Origin of the sequence: Salinivibrio sp. IB282 (genome assembly GCF_001995685.1) — a bacterium.
GTDB classification, from domain to species: domain Bacteria; phylum Pseudomonadota; class Gammaproteobacteria; order Enterobacterales; family Vibrionaceae; genus Salinivibrio; species Salinivibrio kushneri.
Genome location: NZ_MUET01000011.1, coordinates 19035 through 41308 on the forward strand (window position 1 = coordinate 19035; position 22274 = coordinate 41308).

Consider the following 22274-nt stretch of genomic DNA (forward strand, 5'->3'; position numbering starts at 1 on the left):
GGCAATTATCTTGGTTGGCGCTGATCGTCGACCATCACTGAGTCGGGTGGCGTAAACGAAAACAGGTCCGACGCCGGTGTTTGTCGACTAAACTGGCTCAGCGTAAACTGGCTCTGTTGCCCATCTTGCTCAACCACGGTAAAACCGGTCAAGGCACCATCCGGCTTCACCGTGACCTCAAATTCGCCAATGGTGCCTGTGGTTTTTGGCGTTAAGGTAAAGGTGTCAGCCTCTTGGGTGATTTGATAAGCCTGCCAATCACTGGGCTGATTGCGCGTGAGCAATACAAACGGCGTCTGTGCCGTGGCATCCTCCAGCCACATCGCCGTCACTTGCTCAACAAAGGGGCTGTAGTACCAGAGCGTCTCGCCATCGGAAATCATGATGGTTTCGTCGGGTGAGGTTGTGGTCCAGTTAAACAAATTTGGCCGCTCAATGGCGAGCCGTCCTTTTGCTTGATGAATCACCTCCCCTTCTGGGCTGTGCACTGTTTGCGAAAACTGCGCACTGAATGCGTCAACCTGACTCAAGCGTTCCATCAGGTGTTGTTGCGCCGGCGTTTTCGCCTGAACCAATAATGCAAAAAATAGCGATATCACCACCATTAGGTGGCGGATAGCAGAGAGTCGAGTCATGAAACCTTCCATTCGATCAATCTTTGGGTGGTGGTGGCGCGATAACTTCGCGATTACCGTTATGGCCTGGTGAGCTTACGACACCATGTGCTTCCAGTTGTTCCACGATCCGCGCTGCCCGGTTGTAGCCAATTTTAAATCGTCGCTGGACGCCAGAGACAGAGCCTCGGCGGCTTTCGGTGACAAATTCAACCACTTGGTCAAAAAGCTGGTCCAGCTCCTCACCCTCTCCGCCTGAAGGCGCCTCACCCGGCAACAAGCTATCGGAGCCTTGATCCCCTTTGGTTATTTCGTCTAGGTACTGTGGCTTACCACGTGCTTTCCAGTTATTCACCACACGATGCACTTCTTCATCACTGACAAAAGCACCATGTACACGGATGGGGTGGTTAGAGCCATTAGGCATAAAGAGCATATCACCCATTCCTAACAATGACTCTGCGCCACCTTGGTCAAGAATGGTGCGTGAATCTGTCTTAGTAGACACCGTAAACGCCATCCGCGTTGGAATGTTGGCTTTGATTAAGCCTGTAATCACATCAACGGACGGACGCTGAGTGGCAAGCACAAGATGAATCCCCGCTGCCCGCGCTTTTTGTGCTAGTCGCGCAATCAGTTCTTCCACTTTTTTGCCCACCACCATCATCAGATCGGAGAATTCATCCACGACCACCACAATATACGGTAATTTCTCAAGTTTAGGCGCTGACTCATCCATCGAGTCACCTGGCTTCCAAAGCGGATCGGGAATAGGGTTATTGGCGGCTTCCGCGGCTTTTACTTTTTCGTTAAAGCCTTTTAGGTTCCGTACTCCAAGCGCCGACATCAGCTTGTAACGACGTTCCATCTCACCCACACACCAACGCAGCGCATTCCCCGCATCTTTCATGTCAGTCACCACCTCGGTTAACAGGTGTGGGATCCCCTCGTATACCGAAAGCTCGAGCATTTTCGGATCGATCATGATAAAGCGCACATCTTCCGGTGAGGCTTTATACAACATACTTACCAGCAYCACGTTGACGCCCACCGACTTACCCGAGCCTGTGGTACCGGCCACCAGCATGTGTGGCGCTTTACCCAAATCGGTAATAATCGCTTCACCCGCAATATCATTCCCCAGCACCACCGAAATCGGCGAGTGGCTATTCTTAAAACGTTCGCTTCCAATCACTTCGGACATAAACACCGTCTCCCGGTGCTCATTAGGCAGCTCAAGGCCAATGTAGGGTTTTCCTGGGATCACTTCGACCACACGCACTGCCGTGGTCGACAAAGCACGCGCCAAGTCTTTAGATAAGCCAGAAATGCGTGAAACTTTGACCCCAGGCGCAAGATCGAGCTCAAAACGGGTGATCACCGGGCCTGGATATACGCCCACTACGCGCGCCTGAACTTTAAAATCTTCTAATCGTGCTTCAACCAAGCGGGCAATCTTCTCGAGCTCTTCACGCGTCGCCTGCTCTGCGGTATGGCGAGCGGGGTCAAGCAGATCGAGGGTCGGGAAAGGTTCTGTCGGCGTGGGTAAATCCGGCTCATCTTTGACTAAGAACGGGTGATCCAGTCCAGCTGCCTGCTGCTGATTTTTTTGTGCTTGGCGAATGGTTTCTTGGAAGGGGTCGTCRTCCTCATCCGCGCCACTGCTCGCTTGTTCTGCACGCTCAAGCTCGGACAGCCCATCTTGATTGCCATAAGTTGTGTCGGCGTGATGCTGACTCGATGCGATTGGTGCACTGTGCAGATCATCAGATGGTGTCTCTTCGCCCGTTTCAATAGAGGGAGCAGTTCCAGTATCAAGATGTGGCGTATCCACCTCAACGCGCGAAGACAATACAGGCGCAGCTTCTTCATGCTCCTCCTCATGCTCGATAGCAAGGTGCCACTGCCCCAATGACGGTTCCTCGGGTTGCGCATCATCGCTATCGGTAGCGCCCTGATCGTCGGCAACATCCGAGTCTGTTGTCGAACGCGCTTGTCCACCAAAGATAATAGGCGACGCTGCCTTGTTCTGTGCCTGCTCATCGTTGGCGGAACTCTCCGCCTTCTCCGGCGCTGACGGTGTCAAGCGACGTAAATCACTGAGCTCCATTGTCTCAGACGCATTGGCTGCGGTGCTCTGTGTGTCGGTGTCTGGAACGCCTAACTCGGTAGGCGTGTCACCACGAACCCGATTGACCGCCCAGGTGACGCCTTTTAGTGTCATGGCACCGAGATTATCAACAATGGTCAACCAAGAAATGCCTGTAAAGAGCGTAAAGCCGGCCGCCCAGCCAAACAGCATCACCAAGGTCGTCCCTAATACATTAAATAGCGGCAGTGCCAAACTGTTGGTGACATCCCCTATTACACCACCAGAGGAAAAATGCCAAAAATCGTCAAAATTCAAATCGGCCAACGAACAGCTGGTTAAAAACAGGATAAACAGTCCCAAGATACGCGCGCCGATAATGGTATAATTGATGGGTTCATCGTCGCTGCGGCGACGCAAGAACACCCACCCCCCGAGAATCGCCGCTGGTGGCAGCGGATACGCTAAGATACCAAACGAAAAGAAGAGACTATCGGCGAGCCACGCGCCCATGGCACCTGCTGCATTGTGGACATCACCATGCCAGGCAGTTTGCGACCAGGATGGGTCGGCCGGATTAAAAGACAATAGGGCGACCATGGTGAACACGGCTGCCGCGAGCACCAAAATAAACCCACACTCTTTTAATCGCTGAACGCCATCTAAACGCGCTTTAGCACGAGCCGCTTTGGGCTCCCGACGTAAAGAAAACTCCATCATCACCTGTTTAATACTGTTCGTGAACCGCATTCCTCATCCTACTCTGAGGCTTGCTTATGTTGCCCTGACTTTATCACATTCATGCCGTGAGGGCAGGCATGATGCCTGCCTACGCCAAATCTTTACCGAGATATCACACAATCTTGTGCTATCCGCACAAAAAATAAGCCGAGCATGACGCTCGGCTTCAGTCTCGACAAGTGGTGCGTCGCACCCCATTTTATCACCTGGCTAACGGGTATGGATAACCAGATGATTACTCTGTTTCACCTCTTCCATCACCACATACGTGCGAGTGTCATTCACACCGGGTAAACGCAGCAAGGTTTCACCCAATAACTTGCGATAAGCTGACATATCCGCTACTCGTGTTTTAAGCAGGTAGTCAAAATCCCCTGACACTAACGAGCACTCTTGAATATCCTCAAGCGTTTGCACGGCTTTATTAAATTGCTCGAACACATCAGGCGCACCGCGGTTGAGTGTGATTTCGACAAACACCAACAGTGATGCATCCAAATACTGGGGGTTAAGCAGTGCTGTATAGCCAAGGATATAACCTTGACGTTCAAGACGTCGTACACGTTCTAGACAGGGGGTAGGAGAAAGACCAACACGTTTTGATAACTCAACGTTAGAGACTCGCCCATCCTTTTGAAGCTCGTTCAGGATGTTGCGGTCAATGCGGTCCAATTCCTTGGAGGGCTTTTTTTTGGTATCTACCATTTTTTATTCCACCTTGTTACTTCCTTGCAAAAAGATATACCAAATTAAATAACATCTAAATGATCTTTAGCATCAAATACTGGTTTATTGCCTTTATACTAGCCTGAAAATTGACAATATCAATAAAAAGCCAGCCGATAACACTGAATAAACACGAGGTGACAGCATGATCATTGGCGTTCCAAAAGAAATCAAAAACCATGAGTACCGCGTTGGTATGGTACCCGCGAGTGTTCGCGAGCTTATTTCTCACGGCCACTCTGTTTACATCGAGACCAACGCAGGTAATGGTATTGGATTCTCTGACGACGACTATAAAGCCGCCGGCGCGTCTATCCTTCCCACTGCTGCTGACGTTTTTGCGAAAGCAGAAATGATCGTCAAGGTAAAAGAGCCACAAGCCGTTGAGCGTGCGATGCTCCGCGAAGGACAGATTTTGTTCACCTATTTGCATCTTGCACCAGATTTTCCGCAAACAGAAGACTTAATTAAAAGTAAAGCCATCTGTATTGCCTACGAAACGGTAACAGATTCTAAAGGTCGATTGCCACTCCTTGCGCCTATGTCTGAGGTCGCCGGCCGCATGTCTATTCAAGCAGGTGCACAAGCGCTAGAAAAATCACACGGCGGTTCGGGCATGTTGCTCAGCGGTGTGCCCGGGGTTGAGCCTGCGAAAATCGTGGTACTCGGCGGTGGTGTCGTCGGCTCGAWCGCCGCTCGTATGGCCGTTGGTCTGCGTGCTGACGTCACGATTCTCGACAAAAATGTCGATACCTTACGTCGCCTCGATGAAGAGTTCCAAGGACGTGCCAAAGTGGTCTACTCCACAGAAGAAACCTTAGAGCAGCACGTATTGAACGCCGATCTGGTTGTCGGTGCGGTACTGATCCCAGGTGCGGCCGCCCCCAAACTGGTTAACGAAGACCACATTAAGCGTATGAAGCCCGGCGCAGCGGTTGTGGATGTGGCTATTGATCAAGGCGGCTGTTTCGCGACCTCACACGCGACCACTCATGCGGATCCCACCTATATCGTCGATGATGTCGTTCACTACTGTGTCGCCAACATGCCTGGCGCGGTGGCCCGCACGTCTACCGTCGCACTGAACAACGCCACGCTGCCATATATCGTCAAACTGGCGAATAAAGGCTATCGCGATGCCTTGGTAGAAGATGCGCACCTACGCAACGGTCTGAATGTGATTGGCGGTCAAGTGACCATCAAAGAGGTCGCAGAAGGCTTTGAGTTGCCGTATGTTGATGCCATGGACGCACTAAAGGCCGCGCATTAATCGGCCACACCAATCATAGAAATCGAGGGCACCATCACGGTGCCCTTTCTTTACCTTTCTAATTTACCTACAATCAGTCCATTCAAAAAACGAACCTCTTTTCCTGCTCGGAGACGTGAATGAGTAACATTAAGCATGCGAACCTGTTGATCCTGGGTTCAGGCCCGGCTGGCTATACCGCCGCTGTTTACGCCGCGCGCGCTAACTTAAACCCCGTGATGGTGACCGGAATGCAACAAGGTGGCCAGCTGACCACCACCACGGATGTTGAAAACTGGCCTGGCGATCCTGAGGGACTGACAGGACCGGCCTTGATGGATCGTATGAAAGCCCATGCGGAAAAGTTCGAGACTGAGATTATCTTTGATCACATTAACGAAGTGGACTTATCCGCTCGTCCGTTCCGCTTAAAAGGCGATAATGGTGAGTTCAGCTGTGATGCATTGGTTATCTCTACCGGTGCCTCTGCGCAATATCTTGGCCTTCCATCTGAAGAAGCCTTTAAAGGACGCGGTGTCTCAGCYTGCGCCACCTGTGATGGGTTTTTCTATCGCAACCAAAAAGTCGCGGTGATCGGGGGTGGTAACACCGCGGTCGAAGAGGCCTTGTACCTATCAAATATTGCCTCAGAAGTGCATGTTGTTCATCGTCGCGACACCTTCCGTGCCGAGAAAATCCTCGTTGACCGCATGATGGATAAAGTGAAGAACGGTAATATCGTGCTACACACTAATCGCGTGCTCGATGAAGTACTAGGCGATGAAATGGGTGTGACCCAAGCACGCTTGAAAGACACCCAAAGTGATGAAACCGAAACACTGGATGTGATGGGTGTGTTTGTTGCAATTGGCCATAAACCTAATACCGATATTTTTGCGGGTCAATTAGAGATGGAAAATGGCTACATCAAGGTCGAGTCGGGCCTCAATGGCAATGCCACTCAAACCAGCGTTGAAGGTGTGTTTGCTGCCGGTGATGTGATGGATCATGTTTATCGCCAAGCGATAACCTCTGCAGGCACCGGCTGTATGGCCGCATTAGATGCCGAGCGCTATCTCGACGCCTTGGCGAATAATCAGTAAGCCCACGCTCTCATGCAGGCCGCCATTCGGTGGCCTGCCCAGCCTATTTGTAGGCTCTCATAAAACAATAAGACGATATGGATAAATCTAAACAGCGGGCGCTAACCCAATGGCTCAAGTCGCAGAGCACGTTAGCCAAACCCTGGTTAGTTGCGACGATTAATATTGCACTCCTCTCCGGTGTGCTTTTGATTGCCCAAGCAGCACTTCTCGCCCACCTGCTGCACCAATTGATTATTGAACAAACGGATAAATTCACCCTACTCCCCAGTTTTCTGGCGTTAGCTGGCGTCGTATTAGCACGTGCAGCATGCAGCTGGGCCAAAGAGCAAACGGGCTACCGCTGTGGTGAAGTGATTCGCCAACATATTCGTCATTTAATCCTGAATCGCCTCGAGGCGTTGGGGCCGGTGAGCATTCAAGGACGCCCAGCAGGTAGCTGGGCGAGCCTGATTTTAGAGCAAGTAGAAGAGTTACAAGACTTTTTTGCCCGTTATTTGCCGCAAATGGCCATCGCCGTGCTGATCCCCTTGGTGATCTTGGTTGCCGTTTTCCCAATAAATTGGGCGTCGGGCGTGATCTTTTTAGTCACCGCGCCGCTGGTCCCCTTTTTCATGGCCTTAGTTGGCATTAAAGCCGCTGATGCCAACCGGAAAAACTTTAAGGCACTACAACGTTTATCCGGTTACTTCTACGACCGCTTACGTGGACTGCCCACTCTCAAGCTGTTTAATCGCGTTGAAGCGGAGGCCGAGCAGCTTCATCTCGCATCACACACATTTCGCCAACGAACAATGGAAGTGCTGCGCCTGGCCTTTTTATCATCGGCCGTGCTGGAATTTTTCACCGCCATTTCCATTGCCGTTGTCGCCGTCTATTTTGGGTTTAGCTTTATTGGTGAGCTTGATTTTGGTCACTATGGTGCCTCTATTTCGCTGTTTACCGGTTTATTCGTCTTAGTGCTGGCCCCCGAGTTTTATCAGCCATTGCGCGATCTCGGCACCTTTTATCACGCTAAGGCACAAGCAATTGGGGCGGCCGAGTCGATCGTGGAATTTCTCGATGCCCAGCCAGATACCGGCACCCAAGGTGAAGCCACACCTGATTTATCCACCGTCACTATCATCGCGCACGACCTGGAGGTACTCAGTCCCGACGGTCACGTATTGGCAGGGCCAATGTGCTTTTCTATCCAACCCGGTGAACAGGTTGCGCTTGTTGGCGTCAGTGGCGCGGGCAAATCTAGCCTTCTTAACGCTCTGCTTGGTTTTCTGCCCTACCGTGGTAGCCTCACCATTAATGGCTATGAACGCAGTGAACTTGATTTAACGCATTGGCGTCAGTCGATAAGCTGGGTCGGGCAAAACCCACAACTTTTCCATGGCAGTATTCGCGACAATATTGCCCTCGCTAACCCTGAGGCAACGCCTGAGACCATCAACCAAGTGATGACCCAAGCGTACGTGGATGAGTTCGTGATGCGGCTGACCGATGGCTTGGYGCATCCTGTCGGTGACCGAAATGGCGGGTTATCAGTGGGTCAAGCACAGCGTATTGCGGTCGCGCGAGCGCTATTACAAGATGGTGCGCTCTGGGTACTGGATGAGCCAACCGCAAGCCTAGACGCACATAGCGAAAACCGCGTGCTAGAAACCTTGAGTGGGGCAACCCAAGCCAAGACCTGTGTCCAGGTGTCGCACCGTTTAGACTCGCTCGCCCACAGTGACCAAGTCTGGGTGATGATGGACGGAAAGTTAGTACAACAAGGCCCCTATCATACTCTCGCTGAAACCGGCCCGCTGGCTGAGATGCTGGCTTCCGCCGATAGGAGAAATCTCGATGCGTGAACTACTGCCCTATCTCCGCCTCTATAAGCGCCACTGGTTCGGTTTGAGTCTAGGTATGGTGCTGGCGTTTGCTACCTTGTTTGCCGCCATTGGCCTACTCACCCTCTCCGGTTGGTTTATTGCCGCTGCGGCTGTCGCCGGCCTGGCGGGCCTTGCCACCTTTAATTACATGCTGCCCGCCGCCGGTGTGCGTGGCTTTTCCATTGGTCGTACCTTCGGCCGTTGGGCTGAACGTGTGGTCAGCCACAATGCCACCTTCAAACTATTGGCCGATTTACGCGTATCATTTTTTCGTAAACTCGCCCCATTAGTTCCTGGTCAAGGGCTGAATATGCGTGATGGCGACTTACTTAATCGCATGGTCGCCGATGTCGATGCCATGGACCACGTTTATCTACGCCTAGTCAGCCCGATGGTGGTTGGTATCGTGGGCATCCTGGCGGTAAGTTTCTTCCTAGGTTGGTTTGACCCAATGCTTGGCATGGCGCTTGGACTGATCTTGCTCGGGTTACTGATTGGGCTGCCGATCCTTTTTTATCGCTTGGGTAATGATCAAGGCCGTGCACAGTTGGAACAAAATGCAGCCACGCGCATCGCACTGCTTGATTGGTTACAAGGCCACGCCGAGCTGGCTTTATTTGGCGCACGTGATCGCTATCGCGCCCGCATCGATGACAGCGAGCAAGCCATGCTGCACGCACAAGCCAATATGGCGCGCATCACCGGATTAGCCAATGCTGTGCTCGTCGCGGCCACAGGGCTAACACTGGTGGCGATGATTTGGCTGGCGGCAGATGGTGTCGGTGATCATAGGCCTGGCCCCCTGATTGCTATGGTGGCCTTTACGACCATGGCCAGTTTTGAGTTGATGATGCCGATCACTGCCGCCTTCCAATACCTCGGCAAAACGCTTACCGCCGCGAAACGACTGAATGCGATCACGGAGCGCGCGCCCAGTGTCCCCTTCCCCTCACAAGGACATACTGGCCCTGCTGTGGGCGATATTAGCTTTGATAATGTCAGTTACCAGTACCCAGGCGCAGCACAAGACGCGGTTTCAAACATCTCTCTTCGCATCACACCAGGACAAACACTCGCCCTGTTAGGAAGAACGGGATGTGGCAAATCAACCTTATTGAGCTTGCTTACCCGGGCGTGGGATCCCACGCAAGGTCAAATCACCCTTGATGAGGTGCCGCTCACGCAATGGCAAGAAACCGCGCTGCGTGACGCCATGTCTGTGGTGACGCAAAGTGTTGATCTGTTCAACGGCACACTGCGCGACAACCTCACCCTGGCTTGCCCAGAGGCATCAGACGATGCCCTCGCCACTGTCTTGCAGCGCGTTGGCTTGGGTGGACTGTTAGAGGGTCAAGGACTCGATGCGTGGCTGGGCGATGGCGGACGACAGCTTTCAGGCGGCGAGCGCCGCCGCTTGGGGATTGCTCGTGGCCTCTTGCACCCTGCGCCGGTTATGTTACTTGATGAGCCAACCGAAGGCCTAGATGTGCAAACCGAGGCGGAGATCCTATCCTTACTGCAAGACCATTGTCAGGATAAAACCGTGGTGATCATTACCCATCGATTGGTTGGTTTGGCACATATGGACACTGTGTGTTTAATGGATGCTGGCCGCATTATTGAGCAAGGCACACATCAAGACTTGCTGGCACGTAACGGTCGCTATGCGCAACTCATGAGCTGCTTGTAACGAGAGCGTGTGATATGACCCTTTTTTTACCGCCTTTAGCGCAAGATGACTTTCGCTTTCCGCCCGTGAGCGAAGCGCTCTCTCACCCCGATGGCTTGCTCGCCATTGGGGGAGATCTATCACCTGCGCGGCTAATGTCGGCTTATCGCAGTGGTATTTTCCCCTGGTTTGGCGAAGATGATCCTTTATTGTGGTGGTCGCCAAGTGAACGGGCTGTGATTAAGCCCTCTGATTTTCATGCCAGTCGCAGTTTGCGTAAAGCCGCCAAAAAGTCTGCGTATACCATCACGCTCAATCGCGCATTCGAGACGGTGATTGCTACCTGTGCGGCCATTCGTGGGCCTGAGCAGACCTGGATTACCGATGAGATGCAAGTTGCCTACTGCCAGCTTCATCAGCAAGGGGATGCTCACAGTGTCGAGGTGTGGGACGGCGCACAGCTTGTCGGCGGGCTTTACGGTGTCTGCGTGGGCCGCGTATTCTGTGGTGAATCCATGTTTTCCAAAGCCACCAATGCCTCTAAATTTGCACTTTGGCAATTCAGTCAATATTTTGCGCAGCAGGGTGGCCGTTATATTGACTGCCAAATGATGACGCCACATTTAGCCTCTTTGGGTGCCAGACCTTGGACCCGAGACGCGTTTATCACCGCGTTGCAAGCACACCGTGACCAGCCCATTATCCAGAGCAGCCAACCGCAGCAGATCGCAGATTGGAGAGCATAATGAGTGTGGGAATCCAAGTTGGCGTCACGCCTGCAGCATCTTGCCAATACTTGCCTGATCAGGAAGAGCAACTGGCGGTGGTAATGTCGGCGGATTACCACACGCCCGAGAAATATGCCGCGCTATTAGCTGCTGGCTTTCGTCGTAGTGGCAACCTTATTTACCGGCCGCACTGCCCACAATGTCAGGCTTGCCAAGCGATTCGGATTGATGTGAACCAATATCAACCCTCAAAAAGCCAAAAGCGTCATCGAAGCCAGCTCAATCGTCTAGAGGTTAAAGTGAGCGATCAGCTTGATGCTAACTGGTTTGCGCTCTTTCAACGGTACATCGCCGCTCGCCATGCCGATGGCAATATGTATCCTGCCAAGCGCCAAGCGTTTCTCGACTTTATCGGTAGTGACTGGTTATCCCCGCGCTTTATCCATTTGTATCAACGCGATCATCACCAACTTACGCTGGTTGCCATCGCCGTAACTGATGTCGTCGACGACGGGTTAAGTGCACTTTATACGTTTTTCGAGCCAGAGCACTGCTTCTCACTCGGACGCGTCAGTATTCAAGCACAACTACAACTGGCGAACTCACTCGGATTACCTTGGCTCTATCTGGGCTATCAAATCGATGCCTGCTCAGCAATGCGCTACAAAGCAGACTATTATCCACATCAACGCTTTATCAACCAGCAGTGGCGGGCGTTTACCTGGCCGGTTATTCCACAATAGTGGCTATTTTTTCTAGCAAGGAGCGCCCCAACAGGGTAAAATTCGCACCCGAACTTTACAGACTTTCAGAATAGAGGCATTATCTGTCGGTCAAAAAATTGGCTACCAGAAGAGGCCTAAGAGGATTCAATGGCAAAAGAAGACGTAATTGAAATGCAAGGCACCGTACTCGATACGTTGCCTAATACTATGTTCCGTGTAGAACTAGAAAACGGTCACGTGGTGACTGCCCACATTTCAGGCAAGATGCGTAAGCACTACATCCGCATCCTGACCGGCGACAAAGTCACGGTTGAAATGACCCCTTACGATTTGTCCAAAGGTCGCATCGTTTTCCGTTCGCGTTAATCCTCCGAACGCGATCAAAAAACCCGGCAGCGATGCCGGGTTTTGCTTTTTCTCGAACCGATTAAGCCGGCTCCATTTGATCACTGAATTGGAAGTCCAATCGGTTATCTTTCAATACCACACGAACTGTCCCCCCGTTAACCAGACAGCCAAACAGCAGCTCGTTAGCCAGTGGCTTTTTCAAGTTATCTTGGATAACACGTCCCATCGGCCGTGCGCCCATAGCCTTGTCATAGCCCTCTTCCGCTAGCCAGCGCTTAGCCTCTGACGTCACCTCAAGCGACACCCCTTTGGCGTCCAGTTGGGCTTGTAGCTCAACAATGAACTTATCCACCACTTGCAAGATAACCTGTTCATCCAAGTGGTTAAACCAAATGATGTTGTCCAAGCGGTTACGGAACTCTGGCGAAAACACCTTCTTAATTTCCGACATCGCATCATGACTGTGATCTTGCTGAATCAAGCCAATAGACTTACGCACCGTCTCGGCGACGCCGGCGTTAGTGGTCATCACCAAGATGACATTGCGGAAATCGGCTTTGCGCCCGTTATTGTCAGTCAGGGTGCCATTGTCCATTACTTGCAAGAGCAAGTTAAACACGTCTGGATGCGCTTTCTCGATTTCATCAAGCAGCACCACACTGTATGGGTGCTTGATCACCGCATCAGTCAGCAACCCACCCTGATCGTACCCCACATAGCCTGGGGGCGCGCCAATCAAGCGGCTCACTGTGTGACGCTCCATGTACTCCGACATATCAAAGCGCTGCAGCTCAATACCCATGGCGCGGGCCAATTGTACCGTGACCTCGGTTTTACCAACCCCGGTAGGTCCGGCAAACAAGAACGAGCCGACCGGTTTGTTATCATCGCCCAAGCCTGCGCGGCTCAGCTTGATCGCTTCAGACAGCGCCGTGATGGCAGTATCTTGACCAAACACCAGCATTTTGAGCTTGTCATCCAGTGATTGCAGCACGTCTTTATCGGACGACGAAATCGACTTCTCAGGAATACGGGCCATTTTCGCAATCATACTCTCAACGTCAGGGACATTGACCGTCTTCTTGCGTTTGCTGGCTGGCGCCATACGACACCGCGCCCCCGCCTCATCAATCACATCGATCGCTTTATCTGGCAAATGACGCTCATTAATGTATTTTGCCGACAGCTCGACCGCGGCACGAATCGCCTTGTTGGTGTAACGCACTTCGTGATGAGCCTCATATTTCGGCTTCAGACCCATCAAAATCTTGGTGGTGTCATCAATAGAGGGCTCAATCACATCGATTTTCTGAAAACGGCGCGCCAGTGCCCGCTCTTTTTCGAAGATAGAACCATACTCTTGGTAGGTCGTCGAGCCAATACAGCGTAACTTTCCGCTACTCAATAGCGGCTTAATCAAGTTTGCGGCATCGACCTGGCCACCACTCGCCGCACCAGCGCCAATGATGGTGTGGATCTCATCGATAAAGAGTACCGCGTGATCCTCTTTTTCGAGTTGCTTTAAGATCGATTTAAAGCGCTTTTCAAAGTCGCCACGGTATTTGGTGCCCGCGAGCAAAGAGCCAATATCGAGCGAATAAATCACGCAATCTTTGATCACATCTGGCACTTGCCCTTCAACAATGCGCCACGCGAGCCCTTCCGCAATCGCTGTTTTACCGACCCCAGCTTCGCCAACCAACAGGGGGTTATTCTTGCGACGGCGACACAATACCTGGATGGTGCGTTCAAGCTCTTTATCACGACCGATGAGTGGATCAATGCCGCCAACACGTGCAAGCTGATTAAGGTTGGTTGCGAAGTTCTCCAAACGATCTTCACCCGGCTCCGCACCGGCCTCATCAGCCCCCATGTCACTACTGGGTAGATCGTCGCCTTCATCTTTCGTGGTGCCATGAGAGATATAGTTGACCACGTCAAGGCGACTCACGTCGTTCTTTTTAAGCAGATAAGCGGCGTGGGATTCTTGTTCGCTAAAGATCGCCACCAACACGTTCGCCCCGCTTACTTCGCTACGACCGGATGACTGCACATGAAAAACAGCTCGTTGGAGTACGCGCTGGAAACTCAGCGTTGGCTGCGTCTCTCGCGACTCATCGTCCGCAGGGATTAGCGGTGTGGTTTGCTCAATAAACGCATCAAGTTCTTTGCGCAGCGCCTCCAAATCTGCACGGCACGCGACCAGCGCATCGTGCGCGGCCGCATTATCGATCAACGCGAGAAGCAGGTGCTCCACCGTCATGAATTCGTGGCGTTTTTCACGCGCTCGCGCAAACGCGCCATTCAAACTGGCTTCAAGTTCTTTGTTAAGCATAAAGGCACCTCCCTCAAAAACCGCGCTAAAGCGTGATGGAGTCGGCTAAGCTTTCTCCATCGTGCACAGTAGCGGATGGCCATGCTCTTTGGCATACATCATTACCTGTGCCACTTTCGTTTCAGCAACCTCGGCGGTAAATACGCCACAGACCGCTTTTCCTTCATAGTGCACCGTCAGCATGACTTGCGTCGCTTTGTCCACATCCATGGCAAAAAACGTCTGGAGCACATCGATCACAAACTCCATCGGAGTGTAGTCATCATTATTTAGCACCACCTTGTACATTGATGGCGGTTGCAACTTTGTTTTTTCTGACGATTCGGCCTCTGCGTCAGGCAAACCCCACTGGTTCCAATTACTCATAACTCATTCAATGCATTGTTAGGGTGTCTCGGTAAGTGATGTGGCGGGGCACTACTGCCATCCACGTTTCCCGTCCACCTATACTTAAAGTTAAGCCACAGATTGTATTCCAGCAACCTTTTCATTGCGAACATCGTTTGCCTGAGCAATTGTTAATCACCGTATTACACACTAGTCTCTCGCGCAGAATTTCGTTCACTGAGTACGACAAAAACCTACCATTCGTGCCTGCACTAGAATGCATAAAAATTAAGGCATGCCGACTAACGACAAGCCGGTTAGCGGATCGCATCAAGCGTGATAGGTGAGCATAGACACACATCTCTCTCGACTCGAGAATATTCACTTCATTTTCATTTTTAAGCAGGCAGACTGCGTGAATCATGCCAATAGCGCTCACACTAATCCATACACTTAAGGAGGAAAAGAGCCAGTTATTAGAATAAAAAGTAATAGTTACGGCCTGTTATAGCATATCTATCACTGCAATCACACTTTTTTAATAGCGAAAACATCTGGAGAAAACCCTAAAAAACTATGCAACTAAGATGTCTGTTTCTGAATGAATAATTGCCACTTCCTCACACTTTTTCGATTTGATATTACATTACTGTTATAAGTTATACCCCACACTTGACTGCCTAAAAGTATCTACTAAAGTGGAACATGTGGTCGATAAACTCGCCATATCACTTCTGTTCATTGGCAAGGGTGAGGGTGCGACAGTACCGCGCTGGTCAAATTGACGAGGTGAAATGAACGCGTTTATCACAGGTATGCAAAGTTTGATGCAAGAAGGATGTGTCGCATGGAAACTGGTACAGTAAAATGGTTTAACAATGCAAAAGGATTTGGCTTTATTTGTCCGGTAGAAGGGGAAGGCGATGTGTTTGCCCACTACTCTACCATCCAGATGGACGGATATAAGACATTAAAGGCGGGACAAACCGTCAACTATGAGGTTCAGGAAGGACCCAAAGGCTACCATGCCAGTGAAATTGTGCCAGTCGATCAAGAAGCGGCGAAATAGCGCTGAATCCGGTCGGCCAAATAGAAAAGGCGAGCTTACGGCTCGCCTTTGTTGTTCTTTACCGCACTCAATCCTGTCTAGAGTAAGCCGAGCATCTGTTTGTAATGTCGGCGACACACAGAGACATACCGTTCATTGCCTCCAATCACCACCTGATCACCATCGGCAATGGCATTGCCTTCGCTATCTTGGCGAATGACTCGGCTCGCTTTACGCCCACAATGACACACGGTTTTCAGTTCAACGAGCTTATCGGCCCACGCCAGCAAGTATTGTGACCCTTCAAACAGCTCACCACGAAAATCTGTTCTTAACCCGTAGCACAATACGGGGATCCGCAGCTTATCCACCACATCAGTCAGCTCGAGCACTTGCTGTTTGGTTAAAAATTGGCTCTCATCAATCAATAAACAGTCAACTTTCTCTTGCGCCAAGATGGTCGCGACGTGTTCGAACAGCGACGTTTGATTGTCATACAGGTGGGCATCAGCTTCTAAGCCAATTCGCGAACTGATTTTTCCAACCCCATAGCGGTTATCAATCGCGGCGGTAAAAAGTAGAGGCTGCATACCGCGCTCTTGGTAGTTAAAGGCCGATTGTAACAAGGTGGTCGACTTACCCGCGTTCATTGCCGAATAATAAAAGTATAACTGAGCCATAACTGTCTCTACACCTAATGCCCATTGTGGGCGAGCTGGATTAAATAAACAGGCATGCTACCGCACTAGCAGAAAAAGAAAAGCCCCGCCAAGGCGAGGCTAGATAATTAACCGACCAATTTACACGGGCGCTTTTTAAGCCACATTAACCCAGCACATAGTGCAACGAACGCAAACACGGTCGTCACCAATGACCAGAGAAGTGACGCGGTAAAGCCTAACACCACGAAGCCGACGGTTGAGACAATCGCCCCACCAATGGCATAAGGGAGCTGAGTCGCGACGTGGTCAATATGTCCACATCGTGCCCCTGTTGAAGACAAGATAGTGGTATCAGAAATCGGTGAGCAATGATCGCCAAATACCGCCCCTGCCAATACTGCTGAGAGCATAGGTAGCATCAGTGCAATGTCTGTCGCCGCGGCAAGATCGCCCGCGATAGGAAGCATAATACCGAACGTTCCCCACGACGTCCCTGTGGCAAAGGCCATCACTGCCGCCAACAAGAAGAGCACTACAGGCAAGAGTTGCGCCGGTAAGTTCCCCTCCACTAAGGACGACAAATATTGACCTGTTTGTAGGTCGCCAATAATATGACCAATCGACCAAGCAAATAACAGAATGAGGATAGCGCCAAACATAGACTTTGCGCCCACCCAAAGGGTTTTCGCAATATCTGATACCGCTATACCTTGTTTCGCTGTCATCACCAAGGATACGGCTAAACCCGCGAGTCCACCCCATAGCAATGACATCCCGACATCGGTATTTTCAAACGCCCCGAGCAGAGAAAAGGATTGATCCTCGGCTGCCAATGCCAACCCGCCGGTATATAACATTGCACCCACCGTCGCCACGACGAGTACAATAATGGGGGCGACCAAATCAGCCACGCTGCCTTTATCACTTTCCTCAATCCCTAGGTCGTCGCAAATATCAGCGCAGTTTTCACTTTCATCGCCCAGTCGACTGCCTTTTTTCGCCTGATATTCAAACTGACGCATCGGGCCAATATCCAGTTGAAACCAAACCACCGCAAACACTAGCAGCAAGGCAAAAATGGCGTAAAAGTTCATTGGGATCATGGTGACAAATGCCCCTAGCGCCGTGTAATCCGTGACGCCATGTGCCACCAAAATAGAGCCAATCACGGTAATGATATAAGCCCCCCAGCTTGATGCCGGCGTGATCACACACATAGGGGCGGCCGTGGAATCAAGAATGTAAGCCAGTTTCGCTCGCGAGACGTGAAACCTATCTGTGACGGGGCGAGAGACGGCCCCCACCGCTAAGCTGTTGAAATAATCATCAACAAAGATAAATACGCCGAGAAACGCCGCGAGCAGTTTCGCCCCACGTTTACTCTTGATCCGGCTTTGCGCCCAATTGGCAAACGCGCGGGTACCTCCAGAAAGAGACAGAAGCGCGGTGATCATCCCGAGTAAAATAAGAAACGCGAGAATACTTAAGTTCCAACTATTTAAGCCTCCATCAGCGATAAATAGCCCAGTAATCACCTCAAGCAGGTACTGTCCGGAAGAGAGGATAGAAAAATCGGTCAGTAATACCGTACCCAGTACGATTCCCATACCCAAGGACAATAAAACCCGTCGTGTAGCAATCGCGAGGCCCAGAGCCAATAAAGGGGGAAGCAGTGATAAAGCGGATGAAGAAAAATCTGTTAAGTTCATGATCTCAGTGTCAACCAGGTGGTTGGAGATCTACTGCAGAAATGAAGACGGTAAGGCGTGGTATCRCACGGCAAACAGCTTGCCTCCTACATACAGTAGCGCTCCATAGTGTATTTCCAAGTACTATGGCAGTGCTGCCCCTATTCGGTAACAGCCCCAGCTCAATCGGTGTGATGACCTGATTGGCTTCGGCGTTGCTTCCTTTTATGCACTCTCATCGGAATCACCCTCTTGTGCACGACTGATAAACAACGCACCTCTACGTTAAGCGTGGTGCATTCTACACAACGTGCTTACCATCGCAACTCTTTATGGTTGAAAAAGCATCGACTAAACCCCAGCTTACGCGATGCCAATAAAATACGTCTCATCTTCTATTTTTTTAGACATTCGCTTCAAAAAGACAATAGAATTAAAGTCAAATTTGCAGTTAACTTGCAATTAATGCGCAATATGACGTATTAATATAGGCCATATTGTATATTTCAATTATACTGCTATCATTCTTTCAATTAACATATAAATCAAATAGGAACCAATAATGTCTGATGCAATGAAAGCCTTACTCAATTTGCGTAGCTTGCGCGCACTTGCCAAAGAAATGTCAACCGAACAACTTAATGAAGCATTAGAAAAACTTCAAACGGTTGTCGAAGAGCGTAAAGAGCTTGACCGTCAAGCCGAGGCAAAAGAAAAAGAACGTTTAGAGAAGTTAGAAAAATACCGTGCTATGTTAGAAGCCGACGGTATTGGCCCAGAAGAAATCGTGGCATTGTTAGGTGGTGCTTCGAAGAGTAAAGCATCGGGTAAACGCGCAACACGTCCAGCAAAATATCAATATACGGGCGAAGATGGCTCACAAAAAACCTGGACGGGCCAAGGCCGCATGCCTAAAGTGATTCGCGAAGCGATTGAAAGCGGCGCGGCCAAGCAAGAAGACTTCCTCATCCCAGGTCAGGAAGCCTAAGTCCATATTCCCGCATAAAAAAAGAGGCGCTCAGCCTCTTTTTTTTATCCCTTAACCAAATTTAATTCTGTCCGCCAAATGGCTCACCGCTAACGCAAAGTAGTGCGAGCGATTCCATTTCAATAAGCTCTGGTAGTTATTATAAACAAGATAAGCCCTGCCTTTACCATCATCAGGCTGAATCAACCAAGCGTTGATATCGACGGCCGGTAACGCCTGACCATTCATTCGCCGTACCCCACGCGTCTGCCACTCACTCAATGAGTGTGCTTTCTCACTGTTGGTGCCAAGCAAAGTACGATCGATGCCTTCAGGGATCTGTACCTGCCGTCCCCACGTGTAGGTATCATCCCATCCCGCTTTTTTTAAGTAATTTGCAGCAGACGCAAAGACATCAGCTTCCGTTTGCCAAATATCTTTTTTGCCATCTTGGTTTCCATCGACCGCATAGTTAATAAACGAACTCGGCATGAACTGGCATTGACCCATCGCCCCAGCCCAAGAGCCTTTCATCGCTTCAGGCGCAATGTGCCCTTGCTCTAATATCGTCAGTGCGGCCATGGTCTCTTTGCGAAAAAAAGCCTCACGACGGCCATCAAAGGCTAATGTTGATAAGGCTTCAATGACATTATAACTACCCTGAAGTTTGCCAAAATTACTTTCTACACCCCATAAAGCCACAATAAAACGCGGCTGAACCTGGTACTGCTCACCAATGGCTTTCAAAGTGTCGTAATGTTCACGATACAGTTGTTTCGCTTGAGCGACTTTCCAATCAGGCACAGCACGCGGAATATACTCATCCAGCGTGAGACGTCGCTCAGGTTGATTTCGATCGGAGCTGACTGCACGCTCATGGTATTTAACGTCCTTAAAGGCACGCTCAAGTAACGCATCACTGATGCCCGCCTCACGTGCTTCGGCTTTTAAGGTGGTCACATACTGCTCGAATCCGGGCTTGGCCATCACAGGGCTCACCAAGAGTGCCGCCGCGATAGAGGCTGAAATCATACCTTTGCGCATAGTCATCCTTTTTACAGTTTTTCGTTTTTATTACGAATGGCCTGCAATGCCGCGTCAGGTGGCGGAGGCAATTGCACAAAAAAGCCATCACTTTGCAGGCTTTGTTTAACCTTATTGATGTCAACTGCTGCCAGTTTATCGCGCTTGTCTAAGTTGATCATCATGGCAAATTCGGGCTGCCCAAAGCTATTCATGAGTGCCTCGGGCACATCATCAAATTTATCTTTCTCTGCAAGATAAAGATAGGTGCCTTCTTTCTTTTTACTACGATAAATTGCGCAATACATCTCAAAAGTCCTCATGAGCGTGCCATATTACAGGCGATAGATTGTCATCTTGGGGTAAAGGTTTGTTAAGCTTTGCAGCAAAGTGTGTCAAAACACGTTTCTGCTGCCATTTCTCATTCAAATGTTAAAAAAACACCATTAAAGGGAGAAATGCCGCATCAACGGCAAACCCTGCTTGCCGCATTGGCGCTGTGAATATACCATGCTATCCAACGTCTGATAATGCGCGTCTGACTCGTGTTTAAATGACAAAACCGGGATCGAATAACATGCTCAAACAACCGGAGTTGAAAGGCTCAACCTTTACCCTTTCCGTCCTCCACCTCGTTGACGATAATTTTGCTGCCGCTGCCAATGTTTTGACAGAGAAAGTCACCCAAGCACCGGCCTTTTTTCAAGGCGCTCCTGTTGTCGCTGACATTAGCCGTCTATCACAATGCCCTGATATCGGTGCCTTAAAGCAGTGCTTACAAGCCACAGGCATGATTCTCGTTGGGCTGACCGGCGTCACCCACAATGATACACGTGAGCTTGCGCTGGATGCGCAATTAGCCGTGCTCAAGTCGAGCAAGCAATCCCGAGTTGCCGATCCGATTCAGCCGCCTGCAAAAGTGGTCACCGCCCCTGTGCGTTCAGGTCAGCAAATCTATGCAAAAAACGCCGACTTGGTGATCCTCAATCATGTGAGTGCCGGCGCGGAAGTGATTGCCGATGGCAGTATTCATATCTATGGCGTTTTGCGTGGCCGAGCCATTGCCGGTGCAAGTGGACAAAAACAAGCGCGTATTTATTGTCAGAACCTTCAGTCAGAATTATTGTCGGTAGCAGGAAGCTATTGGCTCAGTGATAAAATTCCATCAGAACATATAGAGCGGCCTTCTATGGTCTCGCTTAATCAAGAAAGCTTACACATTGACCCCCTCACGCTATAAGAGAATAAGGAAGAGGAATGGCACGAATCATTGTAATTACCTCCGGTAAAGGCGGTGTTGGTAAAACAACATCGAGTGCGGCATTGGCGACCGGGTTGGCCATGACAGGCAAAAAAACGGCCGTGGTTGATTTTGATATTGGCCTACGTAACCTCGATTTGGTGATGGGCTGTGAGCGCCGCGTGGTCTACGATTTTGTTAACGTCATTAACGGCGAAGCCAATCTGCATCAAGCACTCATTAAAGACAAACGCGTAGAAAATTTGTTTATTCTGCCAGCCTCTCAGACGCGCGACAAAGATGCGTTAACGAAAGAAGGTGTCGAGCGCGTTTTAAAAGACATGGATGAACTTGGCTTTGAATACATTATTTGTGATTCACCCGCAGGCATTGAAGCCGGCGCATTAATGGCGCTGTATTTTGCTGACGAAGCGATTGTGACCACAAATCCAGAAGTGTCATCCGTGCGCGACTCTGATCGTATTCTTGGTATTCTCGATTCTAAGTCACGCCGCGCAGAAAACGGCGAGGATCCGGTAAAACATCACTTATTACTCACTCGCTATAACCCCGCGCGTGTGACCAACGGTGAAATGCTCAGTGTTGAGGATGTAGAAGATATCCTGCGTATTCCACTGTTAGGGGTCATCCCTGAAAGTCAGTCTGTATTGCACGCTTCTAACAAAGGTGAGCCAGTGGTACTGGATCAAGAGTCTGATGCCGGCCAAGCCTATGAAGATGCTATTGCGCGCCTGCTGGGTGAAGAGCGCCCCTTCCGCTTTATTGAGGAAGAGCGCAAAGGTTTCCTAAAACGCTTATTCGGAGGCTAATGTGGCACTGCTTGAATTCTTCCGCCCATCAAAGAAAAAGTCGGCCAATATTGCCAAAGAGCGTTTACAAATCATTGTTGCCGAGCGTCGCAGTGCGGATAGCCCTGCGCCGACTTATTTGCCCCAGCTCAAGCAAGATATTCTAGATGTGATCCGAAAATACGTGGATATCGCACCGGACCAGGTGTCTGTCAGCCTCGAACAAGGCGATGATGATCTGTCCGTCTTGGAGCTGAACGTCACCTTGCCCGAAGAGGGAAAAGAGAGCTAGCTCTCAATCACAACGGGCGAATA

The 22274-nt window shown here is 50.4% G+C and carries 21 protein-coding genes and 1 riboswitch; of the genes, 12 read left to right on the plus strand and 9 right to left on the minus strand.

What is annotated here, in order from left to right:
* Positions 1-5: 5 nt before the first annotated feature.
* The 3 genes from lolA to lrp form a co-directional block, all read right to left on the minus strand.
* Entirely contained in the window at positions 6-635 is a 630-nt protein-coding gene (lolA, locus tag BZG14_RS03960; RefSeq protein WP_443508509.1) for an outer membrane lipoprotein chaperone LolA, read from the minus strand.
* Between the two features lie 16 nt (positions 636-651).
* Positions 652-3420: a DNA translocase FtsK gene (locus BZG14_RS03965; RefSeq protein WP_077608047.1), complete on the minus strand. Its 2769-nt coding sequence runs from the start codon at positions 3418-3420 to the stop codon at positions 652-654.
* A 234-nt stretch (positions 3421-3654) separates the two neighbouring features.
* Positions 3655-4149 (minus strand): leucine-responsive transcriptional regulator Lrp, encoded by a 495-nt coding sequence (gene lrp, locus BZG14_RS03970; protein ID WP_046073519.1) that lies wholly within the window; start codon positions 4147-4149, stop codon positions 3655-3657.
* A 166-nt stretch (positions 4150-4315) separates the two neighbouring features.
* On the opposite strand from lrp, the gene ald reads away from it, so the two are divergent.
* The 7 genes from ald (at position 4316) to infA (ending at position 11878) form a co-directional block, all read left to right on the plus strand.
* Complete coding sequence (ald, locus tag BZG14_RS03975; protein ID WP_077608037.1) at positions 4316-5440, plus strand: alanine dehydrogenase; 1125 nt, start codon at positions 4316-4318, stop codon at positions 5438-5440.
* Positions 5441-5559: 119 nt separating this feature from the next.
* Complete coding sequence (gene trxB / locus BZG14_RS03980; RefSeq protein ID WP_069361441.1) at positions 5560-6522, plus strand: thioredoxin-disulfide reductase; 963 nt, start codon at positions 5560-5562, stop codon at positions 6520-6522.
* Between the two features lie 77 nt (positions 6523-6599).
* Positions 6600-8369, plus strand: coding sequence for a heme ABC transporter permease/ATP-binding protein CydD (gene cydD / locus BZG14_RS03985; RefSeq protein WP_077608038.1), 1770 nt, complete (start codon positions 6600-6602; stop codon positions 8367-8369).
* Positions 8362-10080, plus strand: a complete 1719-nt coding sequence (cydC, locus tag BZG14_RS03990; protein ID WP_077485605.1) for a heme ABC transporter ATP-binding protein/permease CydC — start codon at positions 8362-8364, stop codon at positions 10078-10080. Before cydD ends, cydC begins: the two co-directional genes overlap by 8 nt.
* 14 nt (positions 10081-10094) lie before the next feature.
* The gene (aat, locus tag BZG14_RS03995; protein WP_077485603.1) at positions 10095-10805 is read left to right on the plus strand and encodes a leucyl/phenylalanyl-tRNA--protein transferase; all 711 of its coding nucleotides are present in this window, start codon (positions 10095-10097) and stop codon (positions 10803-10805) included.
* Positions 10805-11530: an arginyltransferase gene (locus BZG14_RS04000; RefSeq protein ID WP_108743515.1), complete on the plus strand. Its 726-nt coding sequence runs from the start codon at positions 10805-10807 to the stop codon at positions 11528-11530. The genes aat and BZG14_RS04000 overlap by 1 nt, the downstream gene beginning before the upstream one ends.
* A gap of 129 nt (positions 11531-11659) precedes the next feature.
* Complete coding sequence (infA, locus tag BZG14_RS04005) at positions 11660-11878, plus strand: translation initiation factor IF-1 (protein ID WP_021022425.1); 219 nt, start codon at positions 11660-11662, stop codon at positions 11876-11878.
* Positions 11879-11939: 61 nt separating this feature from the next.
* Here the strand turns inward: infA and clpA are convergent, their stop codons facing one another.
* Positions 11940-14195, minus strand: a complete 2256-nt coding sequence (gene clpA / locus BZG14_RS04010; protein ID WP_077485600.1) for an ATP-dependent Clp protease ATP-binding subunit ClpA — start codon at positions 14193-14195, stop codon at positions 11940-11942.
* 45 nt (positions 14196-14240) lie between these two features.
* A complete protein-coding gene (gene clpS, locus BZG14_RS04015) occupies positions 14241-14561 on the minus strand; it encodes an ATP-dependent Clp protease adapter ClpS (RefSeq protein ID WP_046073527.1) in 321 nt (106 codons plus the stop codon).
* An 808-nt stretch (positions 14562-15369) separates the two neighbouring features.
* Here clpS and cspD point away from each other — a divergent pair.
* Positions 15370-15591 carry a cold shock domain-containing protein CspD gene (gene cspD, locus BZG14_RS04020; RefSeq protein WP_046073528.1) on the plus strand — a complete coding sequence of 74 codons (222 nt, stop codon included), beginning with the start codon at positions 15370-15372 and terminating at the stop codon, positions 15589-15591.
* A 77-nt stretch (positions 15592-15668) separates the two neighbouring features.
* Here the strand turns inward: cspD and BZG14_RS04025 are convergent, their stop codons facing one another.
* Positions 15669-16250: a thymidine kinase gene (locus tag BZG14_RS04025; protein ID WP_046073529.1), complete on the minus strand. Its 582-nt coding sequence runs from the start codon at positions 16248-16250 to the stop codon at positions 15669-15671.
* 107 nt (positions 16251-16357) lie between these two features.
* Positions 16358-17941, minus strand: coding sequence for a Na+/H+ antiporter NhaC family protein (locus tag BZG14_RS04030; protein ID WP_077485598.1), 1584 nt, complete (start codon positions 17939-17941; stop codon positions 16358-16360).
* Between the two features lie 88 nt (positions 17942-18029).
* Positions 18030-18211: riboswitch (Lysine riboswitch) on the minus strand.
* A 271-nt stretch (positions 18212-18482) separates the two neighbouring features.
* On the opposite strand from BZG14_RS04030, the gene BZG14_RS04035 reads away from it, so the two are divergent.
* Positions 18483-18908, plus strand: coding sequence for an H-NS family histone-like protein (locus BZG14_RS04035; protein WP_069361433.1), 426 nt, complete (start codon positions 18483-18485; stop codon positions 18906-18908).
* Positions 18909-18959: 51 nt separating this feature from the next.
* Here BZG14_RS04035 and BZG14_RS04040 read toward each other — a convergent pair whose 3' ends face one another.
* On the minus strand, positions 18960-19931 hold the full coding sequence (locus BZG14_RS04040; RefSeq protein WP_077485596.1) for a lytic murein transglycosylase: 972 nt from the start codon (positions 19929-19931) through the stop codon (positions 18960-18962).
* A gap of 11 nt (positions 19932-19942) precedes the next feature.
* Positions 19943-20218, minus strand: a complete 276-nt coding sequence (locus BZG14_RS04045) for a YcgL domain-containing protein (RefSeq protein WP_069361431.1) — start codon at positions 20216-20218, stop codon at positions 19943-19945.
* A 269-nt stretch (positions 20219-20487) separates the two neighbouring features.
* On the opposite strand from BZG14_RS04045, the gene minC reads away from it, so the two are divergent.
* From minC to minE, 3 genes are read left to right on the plus strand one after another with little or no spacing between them, the layout of a single operon-like run.
* Positions 20488-21150, plus strand: coding sequence for a septum site-determining protein MinC (minC, locus tag BZG14_RS04050; protein WP_069361430.1), 663 nt, complete (start codon positions 20488-20490; stop codon positions 21148-21150).
* 17 nt (positions 21151-21167) lie between these two features.
* Positions 21168-21980, plus strand: a complete 813-nt coding sequence (gene minD, locus BZG14_RS04055) for a septum site-determining protein MinD (RefSeq protein WP_069361429.1) — start codon at positions 21168-21170, stop codon at positions 21978-21980.
* A 1-nt stretch (position 21981) separates the two neighbouring features.
* Positions 21982-22251: a cell division topological specificity factor MinE gene (gene minE / locus BZG14_RS04060; RefSeq protein WP_046073536.1), complete on the plus strand. Its 270-nt coding sequence runs from the start codon at positions 21982-21984 to the stop codon at positions 22249-22251.
* Positions 22252-22274: the final 23 nt, after the last annotated feature.

Excerpts from the sequence above, each read along its gene's own strand:
- minC (WP_069361430.1), top strand. The coding sequence starts at position 20,488 with ATGCTCAAACAACCGGAGTTGAAAGGCTCAACCTTTACCCTTTCCGTC.
- BZG14_RS04035 (WP_069361433.1), top strand. The coding sequence starts at position 18,483 with ATGTCTGATGCAATGAAAGCCTTACTCAATTTGCGTAGCTTGCGCGCA.
- BZG14_RS04025 (WP_046073529.1), bottom strand. The coding sequence starts at position 16,250 with ATGGCTCAGTTATACTTTTATTATTCGGCAATGAACGCGGGTAAGTCG.
- cydC (WP_077485605.1), top strand. The coding sequence starts at position 8,362 with ATGCGTGAACTACTGCCCTATCTCCGCCTCTATAAGCGCCACTGGTTC.
- clpS (WP_046073527.1), bottom strand. The coding sequence starts at position 14,561 with ATGAGTAATTGGAACCAGTGGGGTTTGCCTGACGCAGAGGCCGAATCG.
- lolA (WP_443508509.1), bottom strand. The coding sequence starts at position 635 with ATGACTCGACTCTCTGCTATCCGCCACCTAATGGTGGTGATATCGCTA.
- BZG14_RS04030 (WP_077485598.1), bottom strand. The coding sequence starts at position 17,941 with ATGAACTTAACAGATTTTTCTTCATCCGCTTTATCACTGCTTCCCCCT.
- minD (WP_069361429.1), top strand. The coding sequence starts at position 21,168 with ATGGCACGAATCATTGTAATTACCTCCGGTAAAGGCGGTGTTGGTAAA.
- BZG14_RS04045 (WP_069361431.1), bottom strand. The coding sequence starts at position 20,218 with ATGTATTGCGCAATTTATCGTAGTAAAAAGAAAGAAGGCACCTATCTT.
- BZG14_RS04000 (WP_108743515.1), top strand. The coding sequence starts at position 10,805 with ATGAGTGTGGGAATCCAAGTTGGCGTCACGCCTGCAGCATCTTGCCAA.
- infA (WP_021022425.1), top strand. The coding sequence starts at position 11,660 with ATGGCAAAAGAAGACGTAATTGAAATGCAAGGCACCGTACTCGATACG.
- aat (WP_077485603.1), top strand. The coding sequence starts at position 10,095 with ATGACCCTTTTTTTACCGCCTTTAGCGCAAGATGACTTTCGCTTTCCG.
- BZG14_RS04040 (WP_077485596.1), bottom strand. The coding sequence starts at position 19,931 with ATGCGCAAAGGTATGATTTCAGCCTCTATCGCGGCGGCACTCTTGGTG.
- cspD (WP_046073528.1), top strand. The coding sequence starts at position 15,370 with ATGGAAACTGGTACAGTAAAATGGTTTAACAATGCAAAAGGATTTGGC.
- clpA (WP_077485600.1), bottom strand. The coding sequence starts at position 14,195 with ATGCTTAACAAAGAACTTGAAGCCAGTTTGAATGGCGCGTTTGCGCGA.
- lrp (WP_046073519.1), bottom strand. The coding sequence starts at position 4,149 with ATGGTAGATACCAAAAAAAAGCCCTCCAAGGAATTGGACCGCATTGAC.